The 23,112-nt window shown below is 55.9% G+C and carries 21 protein-coding genes; 5 read left to right on the top strand and 16 right to left on the bottom strand.

From position 1 onward, the window contains the following. Window positions 1–19: 19 nt before the first annotated feature. The 3 genes from ltaE (at window position 20) to ACOTXR_RS01555 (ending at window position 3,574) form a co-directional block, all read left to right on the top strand. Window positions 20–1,021, top strand: coding sequence for a low-specificity L-threonine aldolase (gene ltaE / locus ACOTXR_RS01565; RefSeq protein ID WP_045268543.1), 1,002 nt, complete (start codon window positions 20–22; stop codon window positions 1,019–1,021). A 10-nt stretch (window positions 1,022–1,031) separates the two neighbouring features. Further along, on the top strand, window positions 1,032–2,471 hold the full coding sequence (locus ACOTXR_RS01560; protein WP_023332521.1) for an SDR family oxidoreductase: 1,440 nt from the start codon (window positions 1,032–1,034) through the stop codon (window positions 2,469–2,471). Between the two features lie 89 nt (window positions 2,472–2,560). After that, window positions 2,561–3,574, top strand: coding sequence for an NAD-dependent epimerase/dehydratase family protein (locus ACOTXR_RS01555; protein ID WP_014883185.1), 1,014 nt, complete (start codon window positions 2,561–2,563; stop codon window positions 3,572–3,574). Window positions 3,575–3,678: 104 nt separating this feature from the next. On the opposite strand, the gene ACOTXR_RS01550 is transcribed toward ACOTXR_RS01555, so the two are convergent. The 15 genes from ACOTXR_RS01550 to gspC form a co-directional block, all read right to left on the bottom strand. Continuing rightward, entirely contained in the window at window positions 3,679–5,502 is a 1,824-nt protein-coding gene (locus ACOTXR_RS01550) for a glycoside hydrolase family 19 protein (RefSeq protein WP_058691177.1), read from the bottom strand. A gap of 133 nt (window positions 5,503–5,635) precedes the next feature. Continuing rightward, complete coding sequence (gene iagB / locus ACOTXR_RS01545; protein ID WP_014883183.1) at window positions 5,636–6,076, bottom strand: type III secretion system invasion protein IagB; 441 nt, start codon at window positions 6,074–6,076, stop codon at window positions 5,636–5,638. Between the two features lie 103 nt (window positions 6,077–6,179). Then, a complete protein-coding gene (locus ACOTXR_RS01540; protein ID WP_421766972.1) occupies window positions 6,180–8,894 on the bottom strand; it encodes a glycosyl hydrolase family 18 protein in 2,715 nt (904 codons plus the stop codon). 253 nt (window positions 8,895–9,147) lie between these two features. Beyond that, entirely contained in the window at window positions 9,148–9,945 is a 798-nt protein-coding gene (locus tag ACOTXR_RS01535; RefSeq protein ID WP_023336994.1) for a prepilin peptidase, read from the bottom strand. After that, complete coding sequence (gene gspM, locus ACOTXR_RS01530; RefSeq protein WP_014883180.1) at window positions 9,942–10,427, bottom strand: type II secretion system protein GspM; 486 nt, start codon at window positions 10,425–10,427, stop codon at window positions 9,942–9,944. Before gspM ends, ACOTXR_RS01535 begins: the two co-directional genes overlap by 4 nt. Beyond that, window positions 10,424–11,557 carry a type II secretion system protein GspL gene (gene gspL, locus ACOTXR_RS01525; protein WP_058691178.1) on the bottom strand — a complete coding sequence of 378 codons (1,134 nt, stop codon included), beginning with the start codon at window positions 11,555–11,557 and terminating at the stop codon, window positions 10,424–10,426. Before gspL ends, gspM begins: the two co-directional genes overlap by 4 nt. 15 nt (window positions 11,558–11,572) lie before the next feature. Then, window positions 11,573–12,583 (bottom strand): type II secretion system minor pseudopilin GspK, encoded by a 1,011-nt coding sequence (gene gspK, locus ACOTXR_RS01520; RefSeq protein ID WP_023338196.1) that lies wholly within the window; start codon window positions 12,581–12,583, stop codon window positions 11,573–11,575. Further along, window positions 12,580–13,251 (bottom strand): type II secretion system minor pseudopilin GspJ, encoded by a 672-nt coding sequence (gene gspJ, locus ACOTXR_RS01515; protein WP_149410263.1) that lies wholly within the window; start codon window positions 13,249–13,251, stop codon window positions 12,580–12,582. Before gspJ ends, gspK begins: the two co-directional genes overlap by 4 nt. Then, window positions 13,248–13,628: a type II secretion system minor pseudopilin GspI gene (gspI, locus tag ACOTXR_RS01510; protein ID WP_023332514.1), complete on the bottom strand. Its 381-nt coding sequence runs from the start codon at window positions 13,626–13,628 to the stop codon at window positions 13,248–13,250. Before gspI ends, gspJ begins: the two co-directional genes overlap by 4 nt. Next, a complete protein-coding gene (gene gspH / locus ACOTXR_RS01505; RefSeq protein ID WP_014883175.1) occupies window positions 13,621–14,106 on the bottom strand; it encodes a type II secretion system minor pseudopilin GspH in 486 nt (161 codons plus the stop codon). Before gspH ends, gspI begins: the two co-directional genes overlap by 8 nt. After that, entirely contained in the window at window positions 14,106–14,555 is a 450-nt protein-coding gene (gene gspG / locus ACOTXR_RS01500; RefSeq protein ID WP_014883174.1) for a type II secretion system major pseudopilin GspG, read from the bottom strand. Before gspG ends, gspH begins: the two co-directional genes overlap by 1 nt. Window positions 14,556–14,558: 3 nt before the next feature. After that, window positions 14,559–15,767, bottom strand: coding sequence for a type II secretion system inner membrane protein GspF (gspF, locus tag ACOTXR_RS01495; RefSeq protein ID WP_014883173.1), 1,209 nt, complete (start codon window positions 15,765–15,767; stop codon window positions 14,559–14,561). Next, a complete protein-coding gene (gene gspE, locus ACOTXR_RS01490) occupies window positions 15,767–17,245 on the bottom strand; it encodes a type II secretion system ATPase GspE (protein WP_421766971.1) in 1,479 nt (492 codons plus the stop codon). The genes gspF and gspE overlap by 1 nt, the downstream gene beginning before the upstream one ends. A 14-nt stretch (window positions 17,246–17,259) precedes the next feature. Beyond that, window positions 17,260–19,191, bottom strand: a complete 1,932-nt coding sequence (gene gspD / locus ACOTXR_RS01485; protein ID WP_014883171.1) for a type II secretion system secretin GspD — start codon at window positions 19,189–19,191, stop codon at window positions 17,260–17,262. Window positions 19,192–19,204: 13 nt separating this feature from the next. Beyond that, window positions 19,205–19,936: a type II secretion system protein GspC gene (gspC, locus tag ACOTXR_RS01480; RefSeq protein ID WP_014883170.1), complete on the bottom strand. Its 732-nt coding sequence runs from the start codon at window positions 19,934–19,936 to the stop codon at window positions 19,205–19,207. Window positions 19,937–20,236: 300 nt separating this feature from the next. On the opposite strand from gspC, the gene ACOTXR_RS01475 reads away from it, so the two are divergent. Together ACOTXR_RS01475 and ACOTXR_RS01470 are read left to right on the top strand one after the other, a co-directional pair. Further along, window positions 20,237–21,802, top strand: coding sequence for an ExeA family protein (locus ACOTXR_RS01475; protein WP_078309763.1), 1,566 nt, complete (start codon window positions 20,237–20,239; stop codon window positions 21,800–21,802). Then, complete coding sequence (locus ACOTXR_RS01470; RefSeq protein WP_078309764.1) at window positions 21,802–22,434, top strand: hypothetical protein; 633 nt, start codon at window positions 21,802–21,804, stop codon at window positions 22,432–22,434. The genes ACOTXR_RS01475 and ACOTXR_RS01470 overlap by 1 nt, the downstream gene beginning before the upstream one ends. Here the strand turns inward: ACOTXR_RS01470 and ACOTXR_RS01465 are convergent, their stop codons facing one another. Then, the gene (locus ACOTXR_RS01465; RefSeq protein WP_014883167.1) at window positions 22,435–23,058 is read right to left on the bottom strand and encodes a helix-turn-helix domain-containing protein; all 624 of its coding nucleotides are present in this window, start codon (window positions 23,056–23,058) and stop codon (window positions 22,435–22,437) included. Between the last annotated feature and the right edge of the window lie 54 nt (window positions 23,059–23,112).

The raw sequence follows: 23,112 nt of genomic DNA, 5'->3' as shown, positions 1-23,112 counted from the left end.
TAAAATAAAGGGATGTGAAATGATTGATTTGCGTAGTGATACCGTTACCCGCCCGAGCCGTGCCATGCTCGAAGAGATGATGGCCGCCCCGGTCGGGGACGACGTCTACGGCGATGACCCGACGGTCAACGCGTTACAGCGCTATGCGGCAGAGCTGAGTGGCAAGGAGGCCGCGCTGTTCCTGCCGACCGGCACGCAGGCGAACCTCGTGGCGCTGCTCAGCCACTGCGAGCGCGGCGAAGAGTATATTGTCGGCCAGGGCGCGCATAACTATCTCTACGAAGCCGGCGGTGCGGCGGTGCTCGGCAGCATCCAGCCGCAGCCGATTGACGCCGCGCCGGACGGTACACTCCCGCTCGATAAGGTCGCGGCAAAAATCAAAGCCGACGATATTCATTTCGCCCGCACGAAACTGCTCAGTCTGGAAAATACCCACAACGGTAAAGTGCTGCCGCGCGAGTACCTGAAAGCGGCATGGGACTTCACCCGCGAGCGCAAGCTCGGCCTGCACGTTGACGGTGCGCGCATTTTTAACGCCGTAGTGGCGTACGGCTGCGAGCTGAAAGAGATTACGCAATATTGCGACTCGTTCACCATTTGCCTCTCCAAAGGGCTGGGTACGCCGGTGGGTTCCCTGCTGGTCGGCAATGCGGATTACATCAAGCGCGCCAACCGCTGGCGTAAGATGACCGGCGGCGGCATGCGCCAGGCCGGTATTCTGGCGGCAGCGGGTCTGTATGCTCTCAAAAATAACGTGGCGCGCCTGAAAGACGATCACGATAACGCCGCATGGATGGCCACACAGCTGCGCGAGATCGGTGCGGACGTGATGCGCCACGACACCAACATGCTGTTCATTCGCGTGGGCGACGAACATGCCGCTGCGCTGGGCGAATTTATGAAAGCGCGCGGCGTGCTGATCAACGCCTCTCCAGTGGTGCGTCTGGTCATGCACCTCGACGTGAACCGCGAACAGCTGGCAGAGGTGGTGAAACACTGGCAGGCGTTTTTACAGCGCTAAGGAGCCTCACGTGCCGCAACGCATTCTGGTGCTGGGCGCCAGCGGGTATATCGGTCAGCATCTCACCACGGCATTGAGCCAGCGGGGACATCAGGTGCTGGCAGCGGCACGCAACACCGACCGCCTGCAAAAGCTGGCGTTGCCGGGCGTCACCTGCCACAACGTTGACCTCAACTGGCCGAAGGCGCTTCCCGCGCTGCTGGAAGAGGTCGACACGCTTTACTACCTGGTCCACAGCATGGGCGAAGGCGGCGATTTTATCGCCCACGAGCGACAGGTGGCGTTGAACGTCCGCGATGCCCTGCTGCAAACGCCGGTGAAGCAGGTGATTTTTTTAAGTTCGCTCCAGGCGCCTGAGAGCGAGCAGTCCGATCACCTGCGCGCGCGCCAGCTGACGGCGGACACCCTCCGCGGGGCGAATATCCCCGTCACCGAACTGCGCGCAGGGATCATCGTCGGCGCGGGCTCAGCCGCTTTTGAAGTGATGCGCGATATGGTCTACAACCTGCCGGTACTGACGCCGCCGCGCTGGGTCCGCTCGCGCACCACGCCGATTGCGCTGGAGAACTTGCTCCACTATCTGGTGGCATTGCTCGATCACCCGGCGGAGCAACACCGGGTGCTTGAAGCAGCAGGCCCTGAAGTGCTGAGCTATCAGCAGCAGTTCGAACATTTCATGCGCGTCAGCGGACGCCGCCGCTGGCTGATCCCCATCCCCTTCCCGACCCGCTGGATCTCAGTCTGGTTTTTAAATGTGATCACCTCCGTGCCGCCGACCACCGCCAAGGCGCTGATTCAGGGGCTAAAACACGATCTGCTGGCGGACGATCGCGAGCTGCGCGCCTTAATCCCTCAGGATCTGATCCGTTTTGACGACGCGGTACGCAATACGCTGAAAGAAGAAGAGCAGCTGGTGAACTCCAGCGACTGGGGTTATGACGCGCAGGCCTTTGCCCGCTGGCGGCCGGAGTACGGTTATTACCCGAAACAGGCGGGCTGCACGGTAAAAACCTCTGCCAGCCTTGAGGCGCTGTGGGAAGTGGTGAACCAAATTGGCGGCAAAGAACGTTATTTCTTCGGCAATCTCCTCTGGCAAACGCGGGGGACAATGGATCTGCTGGTGGGGCACAGGCTGGCGAAAGGTCGCCCGGCGCGACCGTATCTTGAGGTGGGCGACGCGGTGGACAGCTGGAAAGTGATCATTGTCGAGCCGGAAAAGCAGCTGGCGTTGTTGTTCGGTATGAAAGCGCCGGGGCTGGGGCGACTCTGCTTCACCCTCAAGGATAAAGGCGATCGCCGGGAACTGGACGTCCGCGCCTGGTGGCACCCGCACGGGATGCCGGGCCTTTTTTACTGGCTGTTCATGATCCCCGCCCATCTTTTTATCTTCCGGGGAATGGCGAAACGAATTGCGCAACTGGCAGAACAAAAAACGAAAATAACTCATTAAAACGCTTTTTCTTTCACCTTTCCCATTGCATAGCGCCGTAATTCACGAAAGAATGCGCACGAAATTCTTTTTCAACACAGTGGATTGATATGAAGGTACTGGTTACCGGGGCGACCAGCGGCTTAGGCCGAAATGCGGTCGAATTTCTGCGCAACAAGGGCATTAGCGTCAGGGCTACCGGTCGCAACGAGGCGATGGGAAAACTGCTGCAAAAAATGGGCGCAGAGTTCGTCCATGCCGACCTGACGGAGCTGGTCTCCTCGCAGGCGAAGGTGATGCTCGCCGGAATCGATACGCTGTGGCACTGCTCCAGTTTTACCTCTCCGTGGGGGACCCAGGAAGCCTTCGATCTCGCCAACGTGCGGGCCACCCGCCGTCTGGGCGAATGGGCCGTTGCCTGGGGGGTACGTAACTTTATTCATATCTCCTCCCCGTCGCTCTATTTCGACTATCACCACCATCGCGATGTGCAGGAAGATTTCCGTCCGGCACGCTTTGCCTGTGAATTTGCGCGCAGCAAGGCGGCCAGTGAAGAGGTGATCGACCTGCTGGCGCAGTCGAACCCGCACACCCGCTTTACGGTACTGCGTCCGCAGAGCCTGTTCGGACCGCACGACAAAGTGTTTATTCCGCGCCTGGCGCAGATGATGCATCACTACGGCAGCGTGCTGCTGCCGCGCGGTGGCGATGCGCTGGTGGATATGACCTATTACGAAAACGCCGTCCACGCCATGTGGCTGGCCAGCCAGCCGGACTGCGATAAGCTGATCTCTGGCCGCGCCTATAACATCACCAACGGCGAACCCTGTACGCTACGCAGCATTGTGCAGCGGCTGATTGATGAACTGCAGATCGACTGCCGCATCCGTTCTGTCCCCTACCCCATGCTTGACATGATTGCCCGCAGCATGGAGCGATTTGGCAGTAAAGCGGCCAAAGAACCTGCGCTGACGCATTACGGCGTCTCAAAACTCAACTTTGATTTCACGCTGGATATTTCACGCGCAGAGAACGAACTGGGGTATCGGCCGGTGGTGACGCTAGATGAAGGGATTGTGCGCACGGCGGCGTGGTTACGGGATCACGGGAAACTGCACCGCTAGCCTGTTGCCCGGTGGCGGCTTCGCCTTACCGGGCCTACAACTGCACCGTACCGCTGGAGAGGGTGCAAAAACTAAAACGGCAACCTTTCGGTTGCCGTTTGCTATTACAGAGCGGTCCAGGCATCAGACCATGCCAGGCCAGCGCCTGGTTCATAGTATGCCGGGGCGTTGTTACACCAGCCGCTGTACGGGAACGGTTTGCACTGGAACAGTTTACCGTGGTTGTTCACGATATCGCCTGCCTTGTACTTGCTGTTCGCGCTCCACGCCGCGTAATCGCCAGACGTACCTTCGTCCGGAGACGGTGCTGCTTTGGCTTTCACGTTCAGCAGATAAGAGGTGGTGCTGCTCAACTCACCGTCGCTCACGGTCAGGCTGATTTCAATCTGCTGAGCCGTTGCAGACTCTGGAGCAGTAAAGGTGACAACCGCTTTATCCTGACCGGTTACGGTCTGACCGTCCTGGGAACGCCAGGTGTAGGTCAGCGCGTTGCCGTCGGCATCGGTAGAACCTTCCGCGCTCAGAGAGACATGTGCACCCGCCTCAACGGCGCCGATTGGACCCGCGATATGCGCCACCGGCGCGTGGTTCACCACAGCAGGTTCAGCCGGGGTTTCATCCGGAACTGGCGCTGGCGCCGGCGTTTCGTCTTCTGACGGCGTAGGCGTTGGCGTTACCGGGGTTTCATCCGGCGTAACGGAACCGTCGTCGTTAACGATGTTCACGTTAAAGAACTTCTGCACGCACTTGCTGTAATCACCCTCTTTGAACGCGCTGAACGGCGTCTGGTAACCAACGAGCTGGCAAGAGTAGGTTTCGCCGCTTGGCGTATCCGCGCTCCATCCCCAGTCCTGCTCCCAGTAAATCTTCAGCGCGCCAGCACCGCCTTCGTCGAACTGCTTCATGTTCGCGCAGCCCAGCACTTCGTTCGCCGGAACAGGGACCTTCAGGTAGTTCGCGAACTCTTTGTAGTACTTGATACGGTTTTCAGACTGTGCAATTTCAGTTGGACCACCGCACTCAACGCCACCGTTGATGATCTGGGTGGTCACGCCGAAGCCAGGGACCAGACCGTTGGCTTTATCGTGATCGTTCGGCTGCCATGTACCGTCGATAACCTGCAGCATGCTTGGTTTAGGCGGCTGTGGATAGGCGAAGAAGAAGATCGCACTCGCCAGGTTCAGCCAGGTATCCGCCACCAGCTCAGGTTTGTCGAGCAGCGTACGCACGTCGCCGTACATCGCTTCAGAGAACGGGCCGTAGTTGTAGTTGTAGGACAACTGCTTCGCACCGCGACCGAAGTAGCTCAGGAAGTCGCCGTCTTTATCTTTACCGCACGGCCAGGTCTGACCCTGCCAGACGTCCGGGTTACATTCGCCGTTATAGCCGCCCTTCTGGCCTTCGCTCCAGCCCATCTCACGCACGTGAACCAGGGCCTGACGCCATTCGGCTTCCGGACGCCAGCTTTCGTGACCGCCCGTTTCCTGAGCAAAGTGCGCAAACATGGTTGCCAACTCTTTACGGCAGATAGCGTCACTGTCGCGACCGTCATTGTAGGTCTTACACAGCGCCGGGAATTTACCAACCGCTTTCAGGAAGTTGCTGTAGGTGTACGCCTGCGCGCGCAGCGGGAAGAGATATTCCCAGTCGCTGGCTTTCACGATCCCTTCCACGCGTTTGACGTTCTCCGGGTTCGCCGCACGACCAGGTTCAATCAGTTCAACCTGGGCGTTGTCCAGCGTCTTAATGGTTTCCTTTACGGCATCCATCAGCGGGAAGCTGGTCAGCTCTTTCTCTTTCTTCGCCAGATCGCTGGCGTTCATGGTGTATGGTTCACTGGTGGTCGCTTGCAGCGAGGCAGCCTGCGCCATAAACGGTGCTACGCATGCGCCGGCAACGAGAACACTCAGTAACGTCCTTTTGTTCATTTCACTATTCCTGTTTATTTAAGTTAAATAATAACAATCCAGGCTTATGTATTAATCCGTTAATAAATAAACCGCAGACAGCTGTTTTCTCTTTTCGAAGAACACCCTCAGGAATTCTTCAAAAATAAAAAACTCATTCGTTTGCTGTCGCTTTCAGTTCCTGATATTTTTTCCACACTTTGTGGGCGTATATCATGCGTTGCGGATAATTTTCTTTCTTTAATCCGGCGTTATAGGCGCCGACCGCCTCCCAGTTATAGCCATACACTTTAATCATGCTGGATAAAATCGATGCGCCAACCATAATCGAGGTACAGGGTTCGGTTATTAGCCGATATTCATCTATCCCCCTGCTCTCCAGTGCCGAAAAATGTGAGCTGTTAATTTGCATCAACCCCACGTCACGCGTACCGTCATGGTTTCTGCCGACCGCATACGGATTCATTCCCGACTCCACATTGGCAATGGCGTACAGTAAATAAGGATCGACGTGATAATAATGTGCCGCTTTATCCCAACAGTTTGCCAGCGCGCTTTGGCTGATAATTAATAATAAAAAAATTAACTTTTTCATTTTTACCTGCTGACCGTTTCGTTTATTTCTCCTTAACAACATCCTGTAAAATCATTTTTGATTTACTCCCCCCTTATACGGGGGGAGTCTTTATCAGCTCAGATTATTGGCAATCTGTCGCTGGGCCTTCTTTGACCCATACATCGCTGTTCGCTGGGTTGTCACCACGGGTCCACCATTTGGCACGGTAAACGTTGCCCTGGTAAGTAGTGGTTTCGCCGCCGTTGTACACCAGATCAGAACGCCAGTTCATCTTCACGTTGCTCGCAAGTTCCCATGCGTCCACGCCGAAGCCAGGCTGGTTGCCCTGAGTCCAGTACTTCGCTTTCCACACCAGATGGTCGAAGCTTACGTTATCGCCAGTGTTGTAGATTTTGCTGGAATCCCACGCGGCGTAGTTGCCGGCGTTAGCGTCAACCGGTGCGTCGCAGCTGCCGGTTGCAGTGCCTTCGTCAGATGGCGGAGTCACGTCATCAGCAGGTGGTGTAACTTCGTCAGACGGCGGAGTCACGTCATCAGCTGGCGGCGTCACGTCGGCTGGTTTCGGATTAACCGTTACCTGAACGTTAGACTGCACGCTGGTTTTACCATCGCCTACCACCACACTCAGGGTGTAGGAAGAGGTAGAAGCCACTTCTGGCGCAGTGATGGTCACGTTCGCGGTGTCAGTACCGGTCGCGTGCATATCTGCCGGAACGCTCCAGGTATAGGTCAGGTTGTCACCATCTGGATCCGCAGCCTGCGCATGCACAACATAGGTTTCACCCGCCTGCAGCGTCACCGCTTCCATTGGGTTCACAACCGGTGCCTGGTTAGCCTTCGGCGCCTTGTTAACAACCTGCACGTCAATCGCGTTGCTCAGGCCTTTGGCGTCGGTAACCGTCAGGCGGAACACCATGGTCTGATCGCTGGTCGCAGCCGCAACGTTGAAGGTCGCTTTCGCTTTGGTGCTGTTGGTCAGGGTGACCGATGGGCCAGAAACCTGAGTCCATTTGTAGGTAATTGCATCGCCGTCTGGATCGCTGGACGCGGAACCATCGAGCGTAACGGTTGCCGGGCCAGAAACGTTCTGGTCTGCAGAAGAGGCGATTGGCGCATGGTTGGTCACAACAGGATCAACCGGCGTAGAGCCGCCACCCAGCAGGCTTTCGTTCATGGCGTTCAGGATGTCGCCGGTATCGGAGTCAATAGACCATGCGAACAGACCACCCAGGTTTTTCTGAAGCACGTATTTGCCTTTTGCAGCAGTAGAACGCGCGTCTTCATAGGTGATCAGGTCACCCGTCGTTTTGTTGAACACGTATGGCGCTTCTGCATCCGCGTCGTAGCCGTATTCCCAGCCTGGTTTGCCTTTGTACTCGTTAACGATCTGACGATAGTCAACCACGCCCGGTTCCCAGGTACCTCTCACCATACCGGTCGCGGTACCGGTGAATGGATTGTTACCGGTGTAGCCGTGTACACCCGTCCAGCCGCGGCCATACATGCCCGCACCGACCACGATCTTGCCAGGCTGTACGCCTTGCTGAAGCAGGGCATCAACCCCGTTTTCCGTGGTGTAGTTGGTGTCTGGTCGCCATGCTGGCGCATGCAGCGCAGCCTGGTGGCCCAGCTCGGTGTTGCTCCAGCCGCCGTAGAAGTCGTAGCTCATCAGGAAGATGTGGTCGAGGTACTGCTGAGCAGTGGTGTAGTCCACGTCTTCAATCTTATCTTTACCGGCACCGATTGCGCTGGTCAGCTCATAGGTACGGCCAGTCTGGGCAGACAGCTCGTTCAGCATCGCGCGAAGATCGTGCATCAGCGCCGTATAGGTCGCTTTATCCTGCTGCGGGTTGCCTTTCGTCTCGGTCACACCGCCGCCGCCCGGGAATTCCCAGTCGATATCCACACCGTCGAAGAATTTCCAGGTCTGCAGGAAATCTTTAACAGAGGAGACAAAGCGTGCGCGGATAGCCGGATCGCCCATGTGGAAGAACGGATCGGACAGGGTCCAGCCACCGATAGATGGCAGTACTTTCAGGTCCGGATGCGCTTTTTTCAGCGCCATCAGCTGACCAAAGTTACCTTTGTACGGGTCGTCCCAGTTGGACACGCCAGCCTGCGGTTTTTGCAGGGCAGCCCACGGGTCGTGGATCGCCACGGTAAAGTCAGGACGTCCCTGGCAGTCGCGCTGCAGCACGCCGTAGCTGTTGCCGCCTTCTACGGTTTTCAGGCCGTCGTTGATGCCGTCACCGCCACAGATTGGAATGAAGCCATACAGAATGTGGTTGAGGTTCGCAGCAGGAATTTTGTCAACCGGGAAGTTACGGTCGTAAACGCCCCACTCAGGGAAGTAGGCCGCAACCACTTTATCGGTATGCTGCGCGAAGGATTTGTTGTTCTCGTGCATTGTCGTGTTCAGCGGCAGCAGGTGGCTACCGTCGGTATCCGCAACGATGATCAGCTTGCTGGCGCTTTTCGTACAGCCGCTGTTGTTACAGACTTCAACCTGCTCCTGATAACGTCCGCCTTTTTTCACTTTGAACGTTGCAGAGCCCGCCGCGCCGCCGGCACCGGTCCACACGGTTTTACCGTCCAATAGCACTTTGGCTGAAGTTGGCGCATCGCCGCTCCAGACGTTCCACTCGACTTTGACATCTACGCCGTCATTATGGACTTTAACCAGACTGTTATAATCCTGAGCGGCCTGATCCACTTCAACCAGCGCAAATTTGTCATTGCCGGAACCAATGGACGGTGCGCCTGGTGCCGCTGCGAATGCGGAGCTGGTTGCCGCCGCAATAAAGAGCGCCAGATATTTAGGCTTCATAAAATTCATTTTTATTTCCTGATAAATTTATTCGTAACGTTAATACCCATGCCTTCCTTGAGAACATGGCGTGTTTCGCGTAATGCGTATTTAACTAACCTGACAACCGAGACAAAAAACGTTTTGCTGCTTTGTATTCCTCCATAAAAAGATACAAGCCCAAATTCCGTGTAGCTTATATCCTTTACGATACACTGAGCGCAAAGAGACGTCCTTCTCTTCCACCGCCGAAAAAATTTATAAAAAAGCTTGATCTGTATATTTAAAATATGAAAGCAAACTGCTGCCCAATAAACACAACTATTCCAGCAAAAGAAAGGTAAGGTCCGAAAGAAATAGTGAGGTTATTTTTATTTGAATTATTTAAAGCAAAATACCCAACGATACCGCTCAGTGCGGCTGCGAGTTCAATCGTGGGCAGAGCCTGCCAGCCGCACCAGGCACCTAATGCCGCCAGCAGCTTGAAATCACCGTATCCCAGACCTTCCCGCCCGGTAGCCAGACGAAACGCCCAGTACAGCAACCAAAGAGACATATAGCCCGCCACCGCGCCGAGCAGCGCGTCGCGTAGCGGCAGTTGGTGATCGAACGCATGAAGCAACAGTCCCGCCCAGAGCAGCGGCTGGGTCAGACAATCCGGAAGCAATTGATGCCGCCAGTCAATCATCGTCAGCGGGAGTAAAAAGCCGGCCAGCAGCCACAGAGAAAACAGCGCCTGAACGTCGGGCATACACCACGCCGTCAGGCCAAAAAACAGGGCGGAAACCAGCTCAACCAGAAAGATTCGCAGCGGGATAGCGGTTTTGCACTGGCTGCATCGCCCGCGCAGAAGCAGCCAGCTCACCAGCGGAATATTCTCCCAGGCCGCCAGCGCGTGCTGGCACACCGGGCAGTGCGAGGACGGAAAGAGCAGGTTTCCGCATCCCTCCTCTTCCCTTACCATGGCCGGCACGCGTTCGGCGACAACGCCGAGAAAACTGCCCACCATGCCGCCTAACACCGCGCTCGCGATCGCGAACCCCACCGGGTAGACGTCCCGCATCAGCGCAACGCTGTTCATGCGGTTTTACCCCACGTGAGTTGCACTTCAGCCTTCACGTCGCTGAGATGATCCACCGGCGTAAGGTTCATTTTTTGCAGCCTGACGCCGGAGGTCTGGTTAATTTCCCGCAGCCAGTTCTTTAATTCATAAACGTTCACGCGGCTGACCACGAACGATAACGTTTGTCCATCCTGATGCACATCCGTCAGGGGAAGATGGATCTCCTGGGCGCTATTTTCCACCAGCGCACGCGGGTTATTTGTTTTGGTTACCTGAACCTGCAAATGGTTTTTATCTATTTCACTGCGCATCCAGTTCAGGGTTTCTTTTTGTCTGGCCAGGGTCGAAGCACTATTTTGAATCATATTATCCAGCGGCATAACCCCGGCGTAATAGACCGCGGCCCCCAGCAGGGCGGCGGCACATATTTTTAAAATGACTTTTTCCCTGGCGCTGTAATTCTGGTAACGAGACTTAAGCTGCGCAATTCGCTGTTTCATTTATATTTCCCTGCGATCATGGCGGTATAAGGTGCTGACGTGGACACGGGCTGCAGGGTGAAATCAAATTTCTCACTGGCCTGGTTCACAAACGTCTGTAATGCGGTCTGGTTTTGTGCGCTGACGCTCAGCGTCAACGTATTCTGCCGCGCATCGTATTCCAGCAGGTCGATTTCCATTGCCGGAACGGCCTGTCGGGCTTTCTCCAGATCGTCAAACTGAAGAAAGATCCCTTTGCCCTGCTTCTTCATGTTTTGACCAAAGTGGTACTTAATATTGGTCTTGTGACGCATGCTCGGGAAATGGTGTTCGTAGACCTGCTGGATCTCCTGCTGGATCTGATTTTCCTGCTGTACCAGCATCCAGGCCATCGCAATGCGCGGCCCCAGTAGCAGGCTAAGGGAGAGCAGCCCTACGGCGGCCATCGCCACGTTTAACCGTCTGGCGGCTTTGCCATTGCTGGCTTTGGCGCTGAACGCCCCGTGCAGAAGCGTGACGCGGCAGGCCTGCCACTGGGGCTGAATCAGCACCAGCGGATGCTGCCAGGGCAGCACAACATCGACATCCACACCGGCAGGTGCATCACCGTAGCAGCAGACCTCACCCTCTCCGGCTTTCTGCATCAGCAGCGGCAGCAGGTTGGCCTCCATTTCACCCGCGACGTGCGGGGATAACCGCAGCCACCAGGTTTCACCTTCGGCAACCAGCGTGCTGCCGCCCGCCGTCACGGGCAGCAGCCAGGCATCCGGTAGCGCCTGCACCACCGTCAGACCCGCCTCCTGACAGCGGGTTAACCACGCCTGAAGACTGTCGGCATCGATCGCCACCGCGTCGACCTCTGCGCCCTTTTTGCTAAGCACGGTCCAGTGAAGCGAGTCCACGTCACCAATCAGCGTCTCTTCGGCCATCCACGAGAACGCCGTCGCCAGAGAAGCGACCTTTTTCGGCAACGTAAAATGGCGGAAGATCATGCTGCTGGCCGGCAACAGCAGACATACGCGCGTCGCCAGCGGATGATCCGCCAGTGCCTCCAGGCTAGCCACGGTTTCCACCTGCTGAGTGCCGGAGACACACCACATTATTTTCCCGCCCTCGACGCTGTCGGGACGAACAAAAAGTACCTGTTTCATAGCGATCTACTTTTCTTATTCAATCATTCGGTAACGACGCTGCCACGTCACGATCTCACCGGCTTCGTTATTAACCTGAAGCTGGCTTACCACACGAAGCGTTAATTCATCGGTATTGCCGGTGTAGTTAACGCGGAAATACCGGCTATTTATTGAGAGAAGCTCTGCCACCTGCGGAAGGTCATCTTTCAGCTGCGGGAAGGTTTGCTCCAGCGCTTTGCTGAAGGTCTCCATGTTTTCCCAGCCGCTTTCCGGACGCGATTCAATCAGGCGAAGGGCGTCATCTTCAGTTAATTTCTCCGGGAACAGGGCGGCCAGTAAGGCGGCCTGCTCCGGTTTCAGGGTATTCACATCCACCTTGCTGGCGGTGTCCGGTAACGCGCACAGCAGTTTGCTTACCTTCGGATATGCCGCCGCCGGGAACGCAGGCAGCAGTTTGATCTCCGCAATGGTGCGCATCATCTGGTTAGCCGGCTGACGGGCAGGCACGACGCCTGCCCAGGCATCACTCTCTGCGCCTTCTTTGGCCGTCGTCGTGTCGCCATCGAGGTAGTCCACCAGCTGGAGGTAAACCTCTTCCGCCGTGGACTGGCTTAGCCCGCTCTGAGTCAGGATCTGCTCAACAATTCGCTCGTTGCGCGGCTTTTCCGGCACGGCAGTCTGCGCTTGCCCCTGGGCAGGCTTTTCTGCTGCCAGCAGGTTATTAACGTTGAAGCAGTCCTGGGCATCTTCGACCTGGCTTACCACCGTGTAATCTTCCCCCTGCGTTTCCAGCGGCTGCTGCCAGTCCCCTTCCGGTGACAGCGCGTTGCTCTCGCCGCTGGCGTCACTCTGCAGACGGTCTTTGACCACTTTTTCCTGGGCCTGCATCGCCCAGCGCAGCTGCTGCTGGCTGACCTGATAATGCGTTTTCTGCAGGTTGCGGCAGAACTGCTGGCTGATTTTGGCGGCCAGGGCCGACATCATCACCAGCAGGATCAACACCACCAGCAGCGCCACCCCTTTCTGTTTGCGTAAGGCACTCATGGTTTCGCCTCCGGAGCAGGTTGTGGCGCGGGTTGCGGCGCAGTCCCTGCCTCTGGCGCGGCGGCAGGCGCGGCTTCTGACCCGGTGGCAGGTGCCGGTGCAGCCACCGCAGGCAGATCGCCCGGGGTCGTGAAGACCCAGCGCCAGGTATCACCGTTTTCCATCGTCAGCGTCAGCTCAACCCCGTCCGGCAGATGCGCCGGGTCGCTCCAGCTTTTCTGCCAGCCCTGACGGTAAAAACGCCACGTCAGGGATTTCACCTCGCTGACGATCGGCACTTCGTCCGGTTTAACGTCCGCCGGGCTGTCAATGACCGGCCAGACATCGCGGTAAAGACGCCCCTCTTCCAGCCGCCAGCGCACGCGTTCGAGCTGCACCGTACCGCTCACGCCGTTGAGCGTGGTCAGTTCCAGCGCATCATCGACCTGACGGAACAGGTCCGGCTCGTTGCGCGGCGCGCGCGCCTGAAGCTGGTAAAAATCGCGCTCCATCAGGCTCCAGGCGCGCTGAAGCTGATTGAGCTTCGCCGCGCTGGCGTCGGTTGCCGAACTGGTGCGCATCGCGCCGTCCAGAATCTGCCAGGCCAGGGTGCTGATCACCGCAAAAATGGTCAGCGCAATCATGATCTCCAGCAGGGTAAATCCTCGCTGGCGTCGGGCTTTGTTCACTTGATCTCTCCCGGCGGCACAATCTGCAGCGATATCACGGGCTGGCTGTCGTCGCCTTCCGCATAAACGCTGATGGCGTTTGCCCAGCGGTTGTCCGCCGTTTTGATGCGCTGTTTACGCCACGTCCAGCCGCGCCCGCCCATGGTTTCGCTTCCCCGTTCTTCGGCATCGGGAAAGTCGCTTTTAGTCAGTTGCACTTCCGCCAGCTGGTTTTCCGCCACCCAGCTGGCCTGCAGCGTATCGGCCAGGCCGTGGGTGAAACGCACGTTCAGAGACACCGAGTTCATCAGCGCCAGCGCGGCGGTGGAGAAGATGACCAGCGCCACCATGACCTCCAGCAGCGTCATCCCCGTTTGCTTTTTCTTACCGTTAGCCATCGTTTTCTACCGATACGGGCGCCGCGCCTTGCGACACCACGCGGAAATGGTGCTCTTTGTCATAGCTTTGCAGCGTCAGCGTGAAGCGGCTGATTTCGCCGTCCGGCAAAAAAAGCACCTGCGGATCGGACGTCAGCGTCGCGGCCAGGCGCTGCGGCGAGAGCGATACGTGCATCTCCTCCGGGAAATCACCTTTGGTGGTGATACGGCCCGCGGATAACGGTACCCAGCGACGCTCGCCCTCTTTATCTTCGAGCGTCACCAGCTGATAGTTATCCGTGGTGATCACCAGCCCGACGATATTTCCGTCCATCACCGCACGGTCTGAACCATAATCAACGAGGGCTTTTAATTGCTGGCCAAATATATCCGCACCGCTGCGCGAAGGTATTGTTGACACCACCATCATGGCGCAGCTGGCAAATATCACCAGCGCCAGAATAATTTCCAGCAACGTAAAGCCGCGTTGATTTTTCATTATTTCTCTTTCTTATCCAGAGACCAGTTCGTAATATCATCGGCGGTATTGGCTTCACCGTCCGGGCCAGACGAGAAGACGTCAACCGCACCGTGCTCACCCGGGCTTACGAGGAGATAATCATTACCCCATGGGTCCTGCGGCAGACGGCGAATATAGCCATCCGCGCGGTAGCCGTTCGGGATTGGCGCGATTTCCGGCTTGGTCACCAGCGCCTGCAGGCCCTGTTCGGTTGTCGGATAACGGTGGTTATCCAGCTTATACATATCCAGCGAACCTTCGAGCGCGACAATATCGCTGGTCGCCTTTTGGGCATCCGCTTTTTCTTTATTACCCATTAAATTGGGCACCACCATACTCGCCAGTACGCCGAGAATAACAATGACCACCATTAATTCGAGCAATGTGAAGCCCGCCTGGCGAGCCAGGTTTTTACGTTTTAAAGCCATGATTTAACCTACCATATTATTAAGTTGCAGAAGCGGTTGTAATATTGACAGCACGATGAATAAAACAATCGTTGCCATGGATACCACCAGCGCCGGTTCAAATACCGACAGCGTTAACGTAATGCGATGCTGTAATCCCGATTCCTGGTTTTCCGCCGCGCGGTCCATTAAATTACCTAATTCGCCGCTCTCTTCCCCGGAGGCAATCATATACAGCATGGTCGGCGGGAAGAGTCTCGCCTGCTCCAGTGCGGCATACAGCGATGCCCCCTGGCGGACGGTATCCGCCGCCTGCTCCAGCACCTGCCGGGCGTAGAGGTTTTCGATACCGTCCATCGCGATATACATCCCCTCCAGCAGCGGCACGCTACTGGCCTGCAGAATACTCAGGGTGCGGATATAGCGGGCGCTGTTGATGGCGCAAACCAGTTTTTTTATCGGCGAACCGTTCACCAGCCAGCTGTGCCAGCGAAAGCGGTTTTTGACGTTTCTGACCCAGGCTTTGAAACCGACAATCCCCCCGCCGATGCCGCCCGCGATATAAATCCCGTAAGCCTGCAGGAAATCACTCACTGCAATCAGCGTGCGGGTGGTGATCGGCAGTTGCTGCTTCATGTGGGTGAACTGTTCGATCACCTGCGGCACCACCGCGACCAGCAGAATGCTGATGACCGCAATGGCCACTACCGTCAGGGTAATCGGGTAGACCATCGCCTGCGTCAGCTTGCTTTTCATCTTCTGACGCTGCTCGTTGTATTCGGCCAGCTTTTCCAGCACGTCGCCCAGGTGACCGGTCTTTTCGCCGGCCATCACCAGCGTGCAGTAGAGTTTGTCGAAGGTGCGCGGAAACTGGCTGAAGGCGTCAAACAGCGTATGCCCTTCCACCACCTTCTCGCGAATTTCAACCACCATCGCCGCCAGCTTTTTGTCTTCCGTCTGTTTGGAAATCGCTTTGAGCGCGCTCTCCAGCGGCAGCGCCGCGTTGACCAGCGTGGAAAGCTGGCGGGTAAACATCGACAGCACCGGCGTAGAGAGCTTTGCGCCGGTTTTCGCTTTTCCGGCAGACGCAGCCTCACGGGTTTCGTTGATGCTGACGGGCATCAGCTTTTGCTCGCGCAACATCTGGCGAACCTGCTTTTGCCCCTCAGCCTGCAGCGTGCCGCGCTGGGTTTTCCCCGCTGCATCCGTTGCCGTCCAGGCGTAGAAGGCCATTACGCATCTCCTCCACGCTCGGCGGTAACGCGCATCACCTCTTCGAGAGAGGTCACGCCGCTAATGACCTTCAGCAGGCCGTTCTCACGCAGGCTGTAGGCCTGCTTAAAGAGCTGCGTTTCAATGGACATTTCGCCTTTATCTTCATGAATGGCGCGGCGCATGGTGCTGTCCACCACCAGAAACTCATGAATACCGGCGCGCCCCTGGTAGCCGCTCTGGCGGCAGTGTTCACAGCCCACCGCGCGGTAGATGGCTTTTGGCGGCGTGTCCATAAAGCTGAACAGCGCTTTCTCATTGGCGTCCAGCGGACTGGTGGTCCGGCAGTGCGTACACAGCCGACGCACCAGACGCTGGGCAATGACACCGAGCAACGATGAACCAATTAAAAAGGATTCCAGCCCCATATCCCGCAGACGGGTGATCGCCCCCGCGGCGCTGTTGGTGTGCAGCGTAGACATGACCAGATGACCGGTGAGCGACGCCTGCACCGCAATTTGCGCGGTTTCACCGTCACGAATTTCCCCGATCATCACCACATCCGGATCCTGACGCAGAATGGCGCGCAGTCCGCGGGCAAAGGTCATGTCCACGCGCGGGTTAACCTGCGTCTGCCCCACCCCTTCCAGTTCGTATTCAATCGGGTCTTCTACGGTCAGAATGTTGCGTTCGTGACCGTTCAGCGCCGAAAGAATGGCGTACAGGGTGGTACTTTTACCGGAGCCAGTCGGCCCGGTGACCAGGATGATGCCGTGCGGGCGGTCAATCAGCCCTTTCAACTTTTCCAGCTCTTCATCAATCAGGCCAAGCTTGTTGATGTCGGGCTTCAGATTGCTTTTATCGAGCAGACGCATCACCACACGCTCGCCGTACTGCGAAGGAATGGTCGATACACGCACGTCGATTGCCTTACGGCCGATGCGCAGGGAGATACGTCCATCCTGCGGCAAACGCTTCTCGGCGATGTCGAGTTTTGAAATCACCTTGATGCGCGACACCAGCAGCGGCGCGAGCTTGCGCGCTGGCTGGAGCACCGGGCGCAGCACGCCGTCGACGCGAAAACGAATGCTCAGCGTGCGCTCAAAGGTTTCGATATGAATATCCGACGCGCCATCTTTGACCGCCTCGCCAAGAATGGCGTTTATCAGGCGGATCACCGGCGAGTTTTCGTCGTTGTCGAGCAGATCCTCGTTATCCGGGATCTCCTCGGTTAACGCCATCAGATCGATATCCGCGTCCATATCGTCCACCAGCTGCTGAGAGACGCCGCTGCTCTGCTGCCATATTTTCGCCAGCAGCTCGTCAAAGGCCTCTGGCGTCAGAGTCACCGGGACGAACGTGCGTCCCAGCACCCGGCGCACTTCCAGCAGCGCAAATGCCGGGGTGTCTTCACGGATAAAGACGTCATTGTTGTAAAATAAAACGCCGTTATCTTTTGCATAGCTGCTGCTACACAGGGTTTTACTCAGTTCGTCCACGTTGCCCCTCCGCCTTACTGTTTAAACGGGTTGCGCGTTGCGGCTGCGCTGGTTTTCACCGGCACCGCGTCTGCAGAAGGCGCGGACGGATATGCTGGCATCACCGGGTTATTGCTGTTCGTTACGATGCCCAGCTTTTTCTCCTCCATGCGCTGCTGCTGGCGAGCACGGATCTGGTCATATTTCTCTTTCGACGCCGCACTGTAGTTGTCGTCGTCGCGCAGCACCGTGGTGTGGATGAACACCATCAGGTTACGTTTAGAGGTATCCTCAGAGGTGTAGCGAAACAGCTGGCCCACCAGCGGAATATCGCCCAGCAGCGGCACCTTGGAGACGGTCTCTTTGGTGACGTTTTCCATCAGACCGCCCAACACCACGGTCTGGCCGCTGTGTACCATCACTTCGTTGTTGATGGTACGAGTGTTGAAGGTTGGGCCGAGGCTGGCGTCTTCAGTCGCGTTAGCGTCAACGCTGGAGACTTCCTGTTCAATCTTCAGATGAATCATGTCGCCGTCGTTAATCTGCGGCACGATTTTCAGCTTGGTCCCCACCGTCTTACGCTCAACAGAGTTAAAGACGTTGTCGCCACTGGTCGTTTGCGAACCGGACAGTACCGGCACATCCTGACCGACGTTAAACGACGCTTCTTTGTTATCCAGCGTCACCACGCTTGGCGTAGAAAGAATGTCGTTCTTGGACCCGGTGGAGAGCGCAGTCATCAGCGCACCAAAATCACCGTTAAAGAAGCCGGTTGCCAGACCGGTATACGACAACCCTTTCATCGTGCCATTTTTGACCTGCCCGATTGGCAGGCCGGTGGATCCGAACTGGACGCCGCCGTGCTTGCTGGTCCACTGCACGCCCAGATCCATGCCGTTACCGTCCTGTACTTCCGCAATGATGGCTTCCACCAGCACCTGCGGACGGCGGATATCGAGCTTGTCGATCACCTTCTCCAGGGAGTTCATCACGTTAGGCTGCGCGGTGATCACCAGAGAGTTGGTTGACTCGTCGGCGGTAATATTCAGATCGCTGGACGCGGCGGCGGTTTTCGCCTTTGGCGCGCCCGCTTTGTCTTTCAGCTGTTCGCCAATCCCGGTCAGCACCGGCACCACCTTGGTGGCGCTGGCGTATTTGAGATAGAACACGCGGGTATTCCCTTCGTTGTTCTGCTCGCGATCCAGCTCATGAATCAGAGAGCGGGTGCGGGTGCGCGCCGCTTCCGAGCCGCTGATCACCAGGCTGTTGGTCTCGTCATCCGCAACCACTTTCGTGGCCAGCTGCGGGGCGTTCTGCCCTTTCTGCTCTTCGTTGTTGAGGTTGTTCAACATGTCTGAGAGCTCTTTGGCAGAGGCAAAGCGCAGCGGCACAATTTCACGGCGCTGAACACCGTCTTTATCCACGCGCTGAACCAGATCCACCAGGCGGTTCACCACCGAGGCTTTGCCGGTTAACAGCAGCACGTTGGACGGCTCAAAGTGAACCACGTTACCGATGCCGGTTGCGTCGTTGAGCTGGCGCAACAGCGGAGCAAGCTCGCGTACTGGCACATTTTCCATGCGCACGACGCGGGTGATGATTTCATCCCCTTTGCCCGGGTTGCTGCTGTCCGCCAGCGGCGCCCCGGCGGTGCGGGCGACGCTTGAACGCACCACTTTGACCATGCCGTTGTCCATCGGGATCACCGACAGGCCGTACAGGTCCAGCACGCTCAGGAAGAACTGGTAATACTCATCTTCCGTCAGCACGTTATAGGTTCTTACGGATACCGTGCCCTGAACGGACGGATCGACAAGAATGGTTTTATTAAGATTGCGGCCTACCGTATCGATAAACTCCCGAATATCGGTATTTTTAAAGCTCGCGCTAAAGTTCGCCGCGAACAGCGAACCTGAATATAACGACAATGCGGTCAGCGCCACGCACGCCCAAGGAAATTTCTTCATGGCTGTACACTTGTTAATTGTTTAGAACATTAATCCGAATATTTTCAAGGTGAGCGTGACGTCTGACGACGACCTCCGCTTCTTTCATTTTCGACCAGTTGGCAATAATATTTTTTGCCTTTGCTTCATCGGTCATATCGACAGAGTTTACTTTTACCGCCACATCCCCCTTTTCCAGTCCTGAATGACTGAAGAAGGCGGAGGCGTTCCTTGGATTAATGTTGTAGCCTTCCAGCTGGCCTTTTTCGATCAGAGGCTTTAACACCAGATAATCATCCAGATGCACGCTTTCCGCGCCTGCATCCTTCGTCGATTTCGTCACCGGGCCGCTGTCAACGCCGCCCTTAAAATAATCCGGCTTATTTAATGCGAGTACCTGCGTAGCACCTTCATAATTAACCACCACATTATCTTTATTAATTTCCTGAACAAACGCGTCGGTAAAACCGGTCAACGGCTCGCCCTCCCGGTAGCTTCTCGCCCCTCCGGGGGTTTTAATGACGGCGAAGGAGAGCCAGGCATCATCACTGCGCACGATACCTTCGATCTCCGCTGCCAGCGGCGCTTTTGCCGCTATCTCGACGTTATCCTGGCGAACAGCAGCCGTGAAAAGCGTGAAGGATTTTTCTTCGCGACGTTTTTTCAGCGGCTGCACATCAGAATTAGCCAACTTATTTGTAACTTTTTTATAATCTTTAAACGTCAGATACCCTTGTTGGCCGCAAAATAGCAACAGCGCAAACATAATACAGGGGGTTATCCACCGTGACAGAAATGAGAACCTCATTTTTCATCTGGCCTATAGCAAAGCGAAAATAAGCAGCGTCGTGCTGCGCTAACATGTGAGAAAATAGTAATGAGCTGCTGTAAATTCGACCACTGACTTTGCCGCTAACTTTCATAAAGAAAAATATTGACCGTATAAAATCCAGATGTTAGGCATCGTCCAGTGGATATTTTTACCCTGTGTGTAAATTGACCACACCCTGGCGTTGCTTTACTTTCTCGTCCTGTTGCTATTCCCAATCAGAGACGGTAAGTCGTTATGTATCAGAAGCACTTTAATTTTAAAAATCCGCCCTTTCGGAAGATCGTCCGCTCAAACGGCGATTTTCTGGTGCCTTATCATCAGGATGTTTTCAACCTGCTGAAGGAGAAAACCCAACAGGCGGGAATTATCGGGCTCTTTTCCGACGATGCCCCTCTGCTGGGGCAGTTCAGTGACGCCCTCAAATCTGCCCACCCCGACGTGCTTGCTATTAATGCGTTTCCAAAACTGAGTGCCAGTAGCCTGCTGTACAAGCTCAGCCCGGGAACCAAAGAGAACAAGAACCGGATTCAGGCGGTGGATGCCGTACTGCACCAGTGGCAGGCGGATAAAAACCGGGCGAAGGTACTGATCGTTAGCCATTGCGAGGCGATGAAAGAGAGCTGTCACGAGGTGCTGGCGATGTTACTCACCCGTGCCCAGGAGCTGGCGTTTCGCCTGTCGGTGGTGCTGACGGGCGCGGTGGATCGGGACGTTGTTCTGATGCAGCAATCTGAGCTGCGTGAATATGCGCACACCCGCCACACTTTGCGTCCCCTTACCTGCCGGGAATATCTCAGCTATGTACAGGCGCAGTGTGAAGAACACGGGTGCGAGAACGCACCGTTATCCCCGGCACGCGTGCGTAAAATGCATGCGCTGACCAAGGGGAATATCAGCAAACTGAATGAACTGTCGCATCTGTCGATGCTGGCTGCCTGGACCGAACGTGCAGCCGAGGTCAGCCCGCGTCATTTACGGCTGGCGGCAGGTGAGATCCTCCCGGCGAAAAAACACGGTAAGCGCCTGGCAACCGTGGGGCTTTTTGCCTCAGTGCTGTTCGCCGCCTGCGGCTGGTATTTAACGTCGTCGATCGCCGGAAAACTTCCGGTTCAACTCCCGGTACCCGTCAGCTGGAAACAGCAGGCGCCAAAAGTTGAAGCACCGGTGGTGCCGGTTATCGACAACGAAATGGTTAATCAGCCGGATGCCATGCACCAGCTCTACCTGATGTGGGGGTATGACGCCTCGGCGGATGATGCCCTGTGCCAGAACGCCGCGAAGGTGAACCTGATGTGTAAACAGGGGAATGCTTCACCCGATGCGCTGGCCCAGGAGGGGTATCCGTGGGTGAGCGAGCTGAAAACCGGCGATCATCTTAACTATGCCGTGGTCGCCCGCGTCGGAGATACGTCACTCGACCTGCTGATGAATAACCGTACCTGGCAGGTAAGCCGCCGCTGGTTTAACCAGCATGCGACCGGCAACTTTACCCAGTTGCACCGCCTGACGCCGGAAGGTAAAGACGCTATCAGTGCTGCCAGCGACACGAAAGACATGGGCTGGCTTGACCAGCAGTTGAGCCTGGCGCTTGGCCAGCCAGAAACCCATTCGCAGACCTGGACGGCGGAGATGATGAAACGCACCCGCGAATTCCAGCAAAAAATGCATCTGCATGTGGATGGCATTCCTGGCGAAGATACGTTGATGCAGTTGATGCGTGAAACCCATACCGCGCCGAGCGTACTGCTCCAGACCACGCATGCCACACCCGACGCCAACACGCAGGAGAAGCATTCCTAATGTCTACCATCTGTCTTGCGGCTCAGCGCAGTTACACCACCGGCGAGGCGGTCTGGTTTTCATACCGCCTCCCCCGTCTGAGAAACATCGTTAGCCATGCCTTTTTAGGGATGGTGGCTCTGTGCGCCATGATCATGGCAGGGCTGTACGCGCATGTTTACTGGAACCTGCGCCATCCGGCGCCGGAACCGGTCAAAGCAAGCGCCGCGAAACCGGAAACGCAGCTTTCAGATATGCACTATGTGTATGTGAGCAAACCGTTCCCGCATCCCCATCCGCAGCCAAAACCGGCTCCGGTGCAAGCGGATGTTCCTGCCATGCAGGATCTGCCCATCAACAGCGATGATGCCGACTGGCAGCAGGCACCTGATGGTGACGTGCCCCATGATACTTCCCGGGATACGTTACCCGGAACCGAAGCACACGAAGCCGCCTCCGCCAGCACAGGCAGTGATGACGCTTCTATAAGCGAGTTACTTAAGCAGGCGTTAAAAGAACAAGAGCAAGATTATTCGCAAGGCAAAATTCCCGCGCCGCCGGTTGACGAAACGCAGGATAATTCGCAGAGGGATGTGAATCATAAAGTGGATGCCCGGTCCCCTTTGAGTGAGAAAGGAGACCGGCTGGAGTAGTTAATATTTTTCAGGCAAGGCTGTCAGGTTAAGGAGTCTTCCCTTTTCCACAACAATATATTGACCTTTTTTCAGATCGGAAAGAATTTTAATGATGGTGCTACGAGCCAGGTTGGTGTACTCCTGAATATAATCATAAACGTTAATATCGCGTTGCTGATGAACAATCAGGTCATTGATCTCGTATAAAAACTCACGTACGACTGAATAGGCACTGCGGGCAACCAGAACATCGTCACGTTTGCTCAACATACAAATATACCAGGAGAGAACTTTGGTCAGTTGAGGCCACAAATTGTTATCCGTCATGAGCTGCGCGAAGGTCTCTTTTTTAATTGAGCGCACCACGGTATTGGCCCGAACGAGGCCGTACATATGGGTCGCGTCGTAGTACATCGAAGAGAGACCAAAAATGCACTGGCCGGTAACCGTGAACATACACAGTTCGTCGGATTCACGTCGGAATTCAACTTCGCCGCTGACGATAATATGAATATATTGTGAATCAGAGGTGGATATTTTCTGCCATTTCTTTAAGGTTTTCTCTTCAAAACCTGAGGTTGCAGAAATAATACTATTCATTTCGTCCTGTGGACGTAACTTTTTACCGTAAATACTTAACATTGTTATACCCGATTTAAGATGTTAATTTTTAGTATGCAGACCAAAGCAAAAAAA

The organism is Enterobacter cloacae complex sp. IR53030, assembly GCF_049238365.1.
GTDB lineage: Bacteria > Pseudomonadota > Gammaproteobacteria > Enterobacterales > Enterobacteriaceae > Enterobacter > Enterobacter kobei.
The sequence above is the reverse complement of the archived record's forward strand: the minus strand, read 5'-3'. Positions and strand labels throughout refer to the sequence as shown.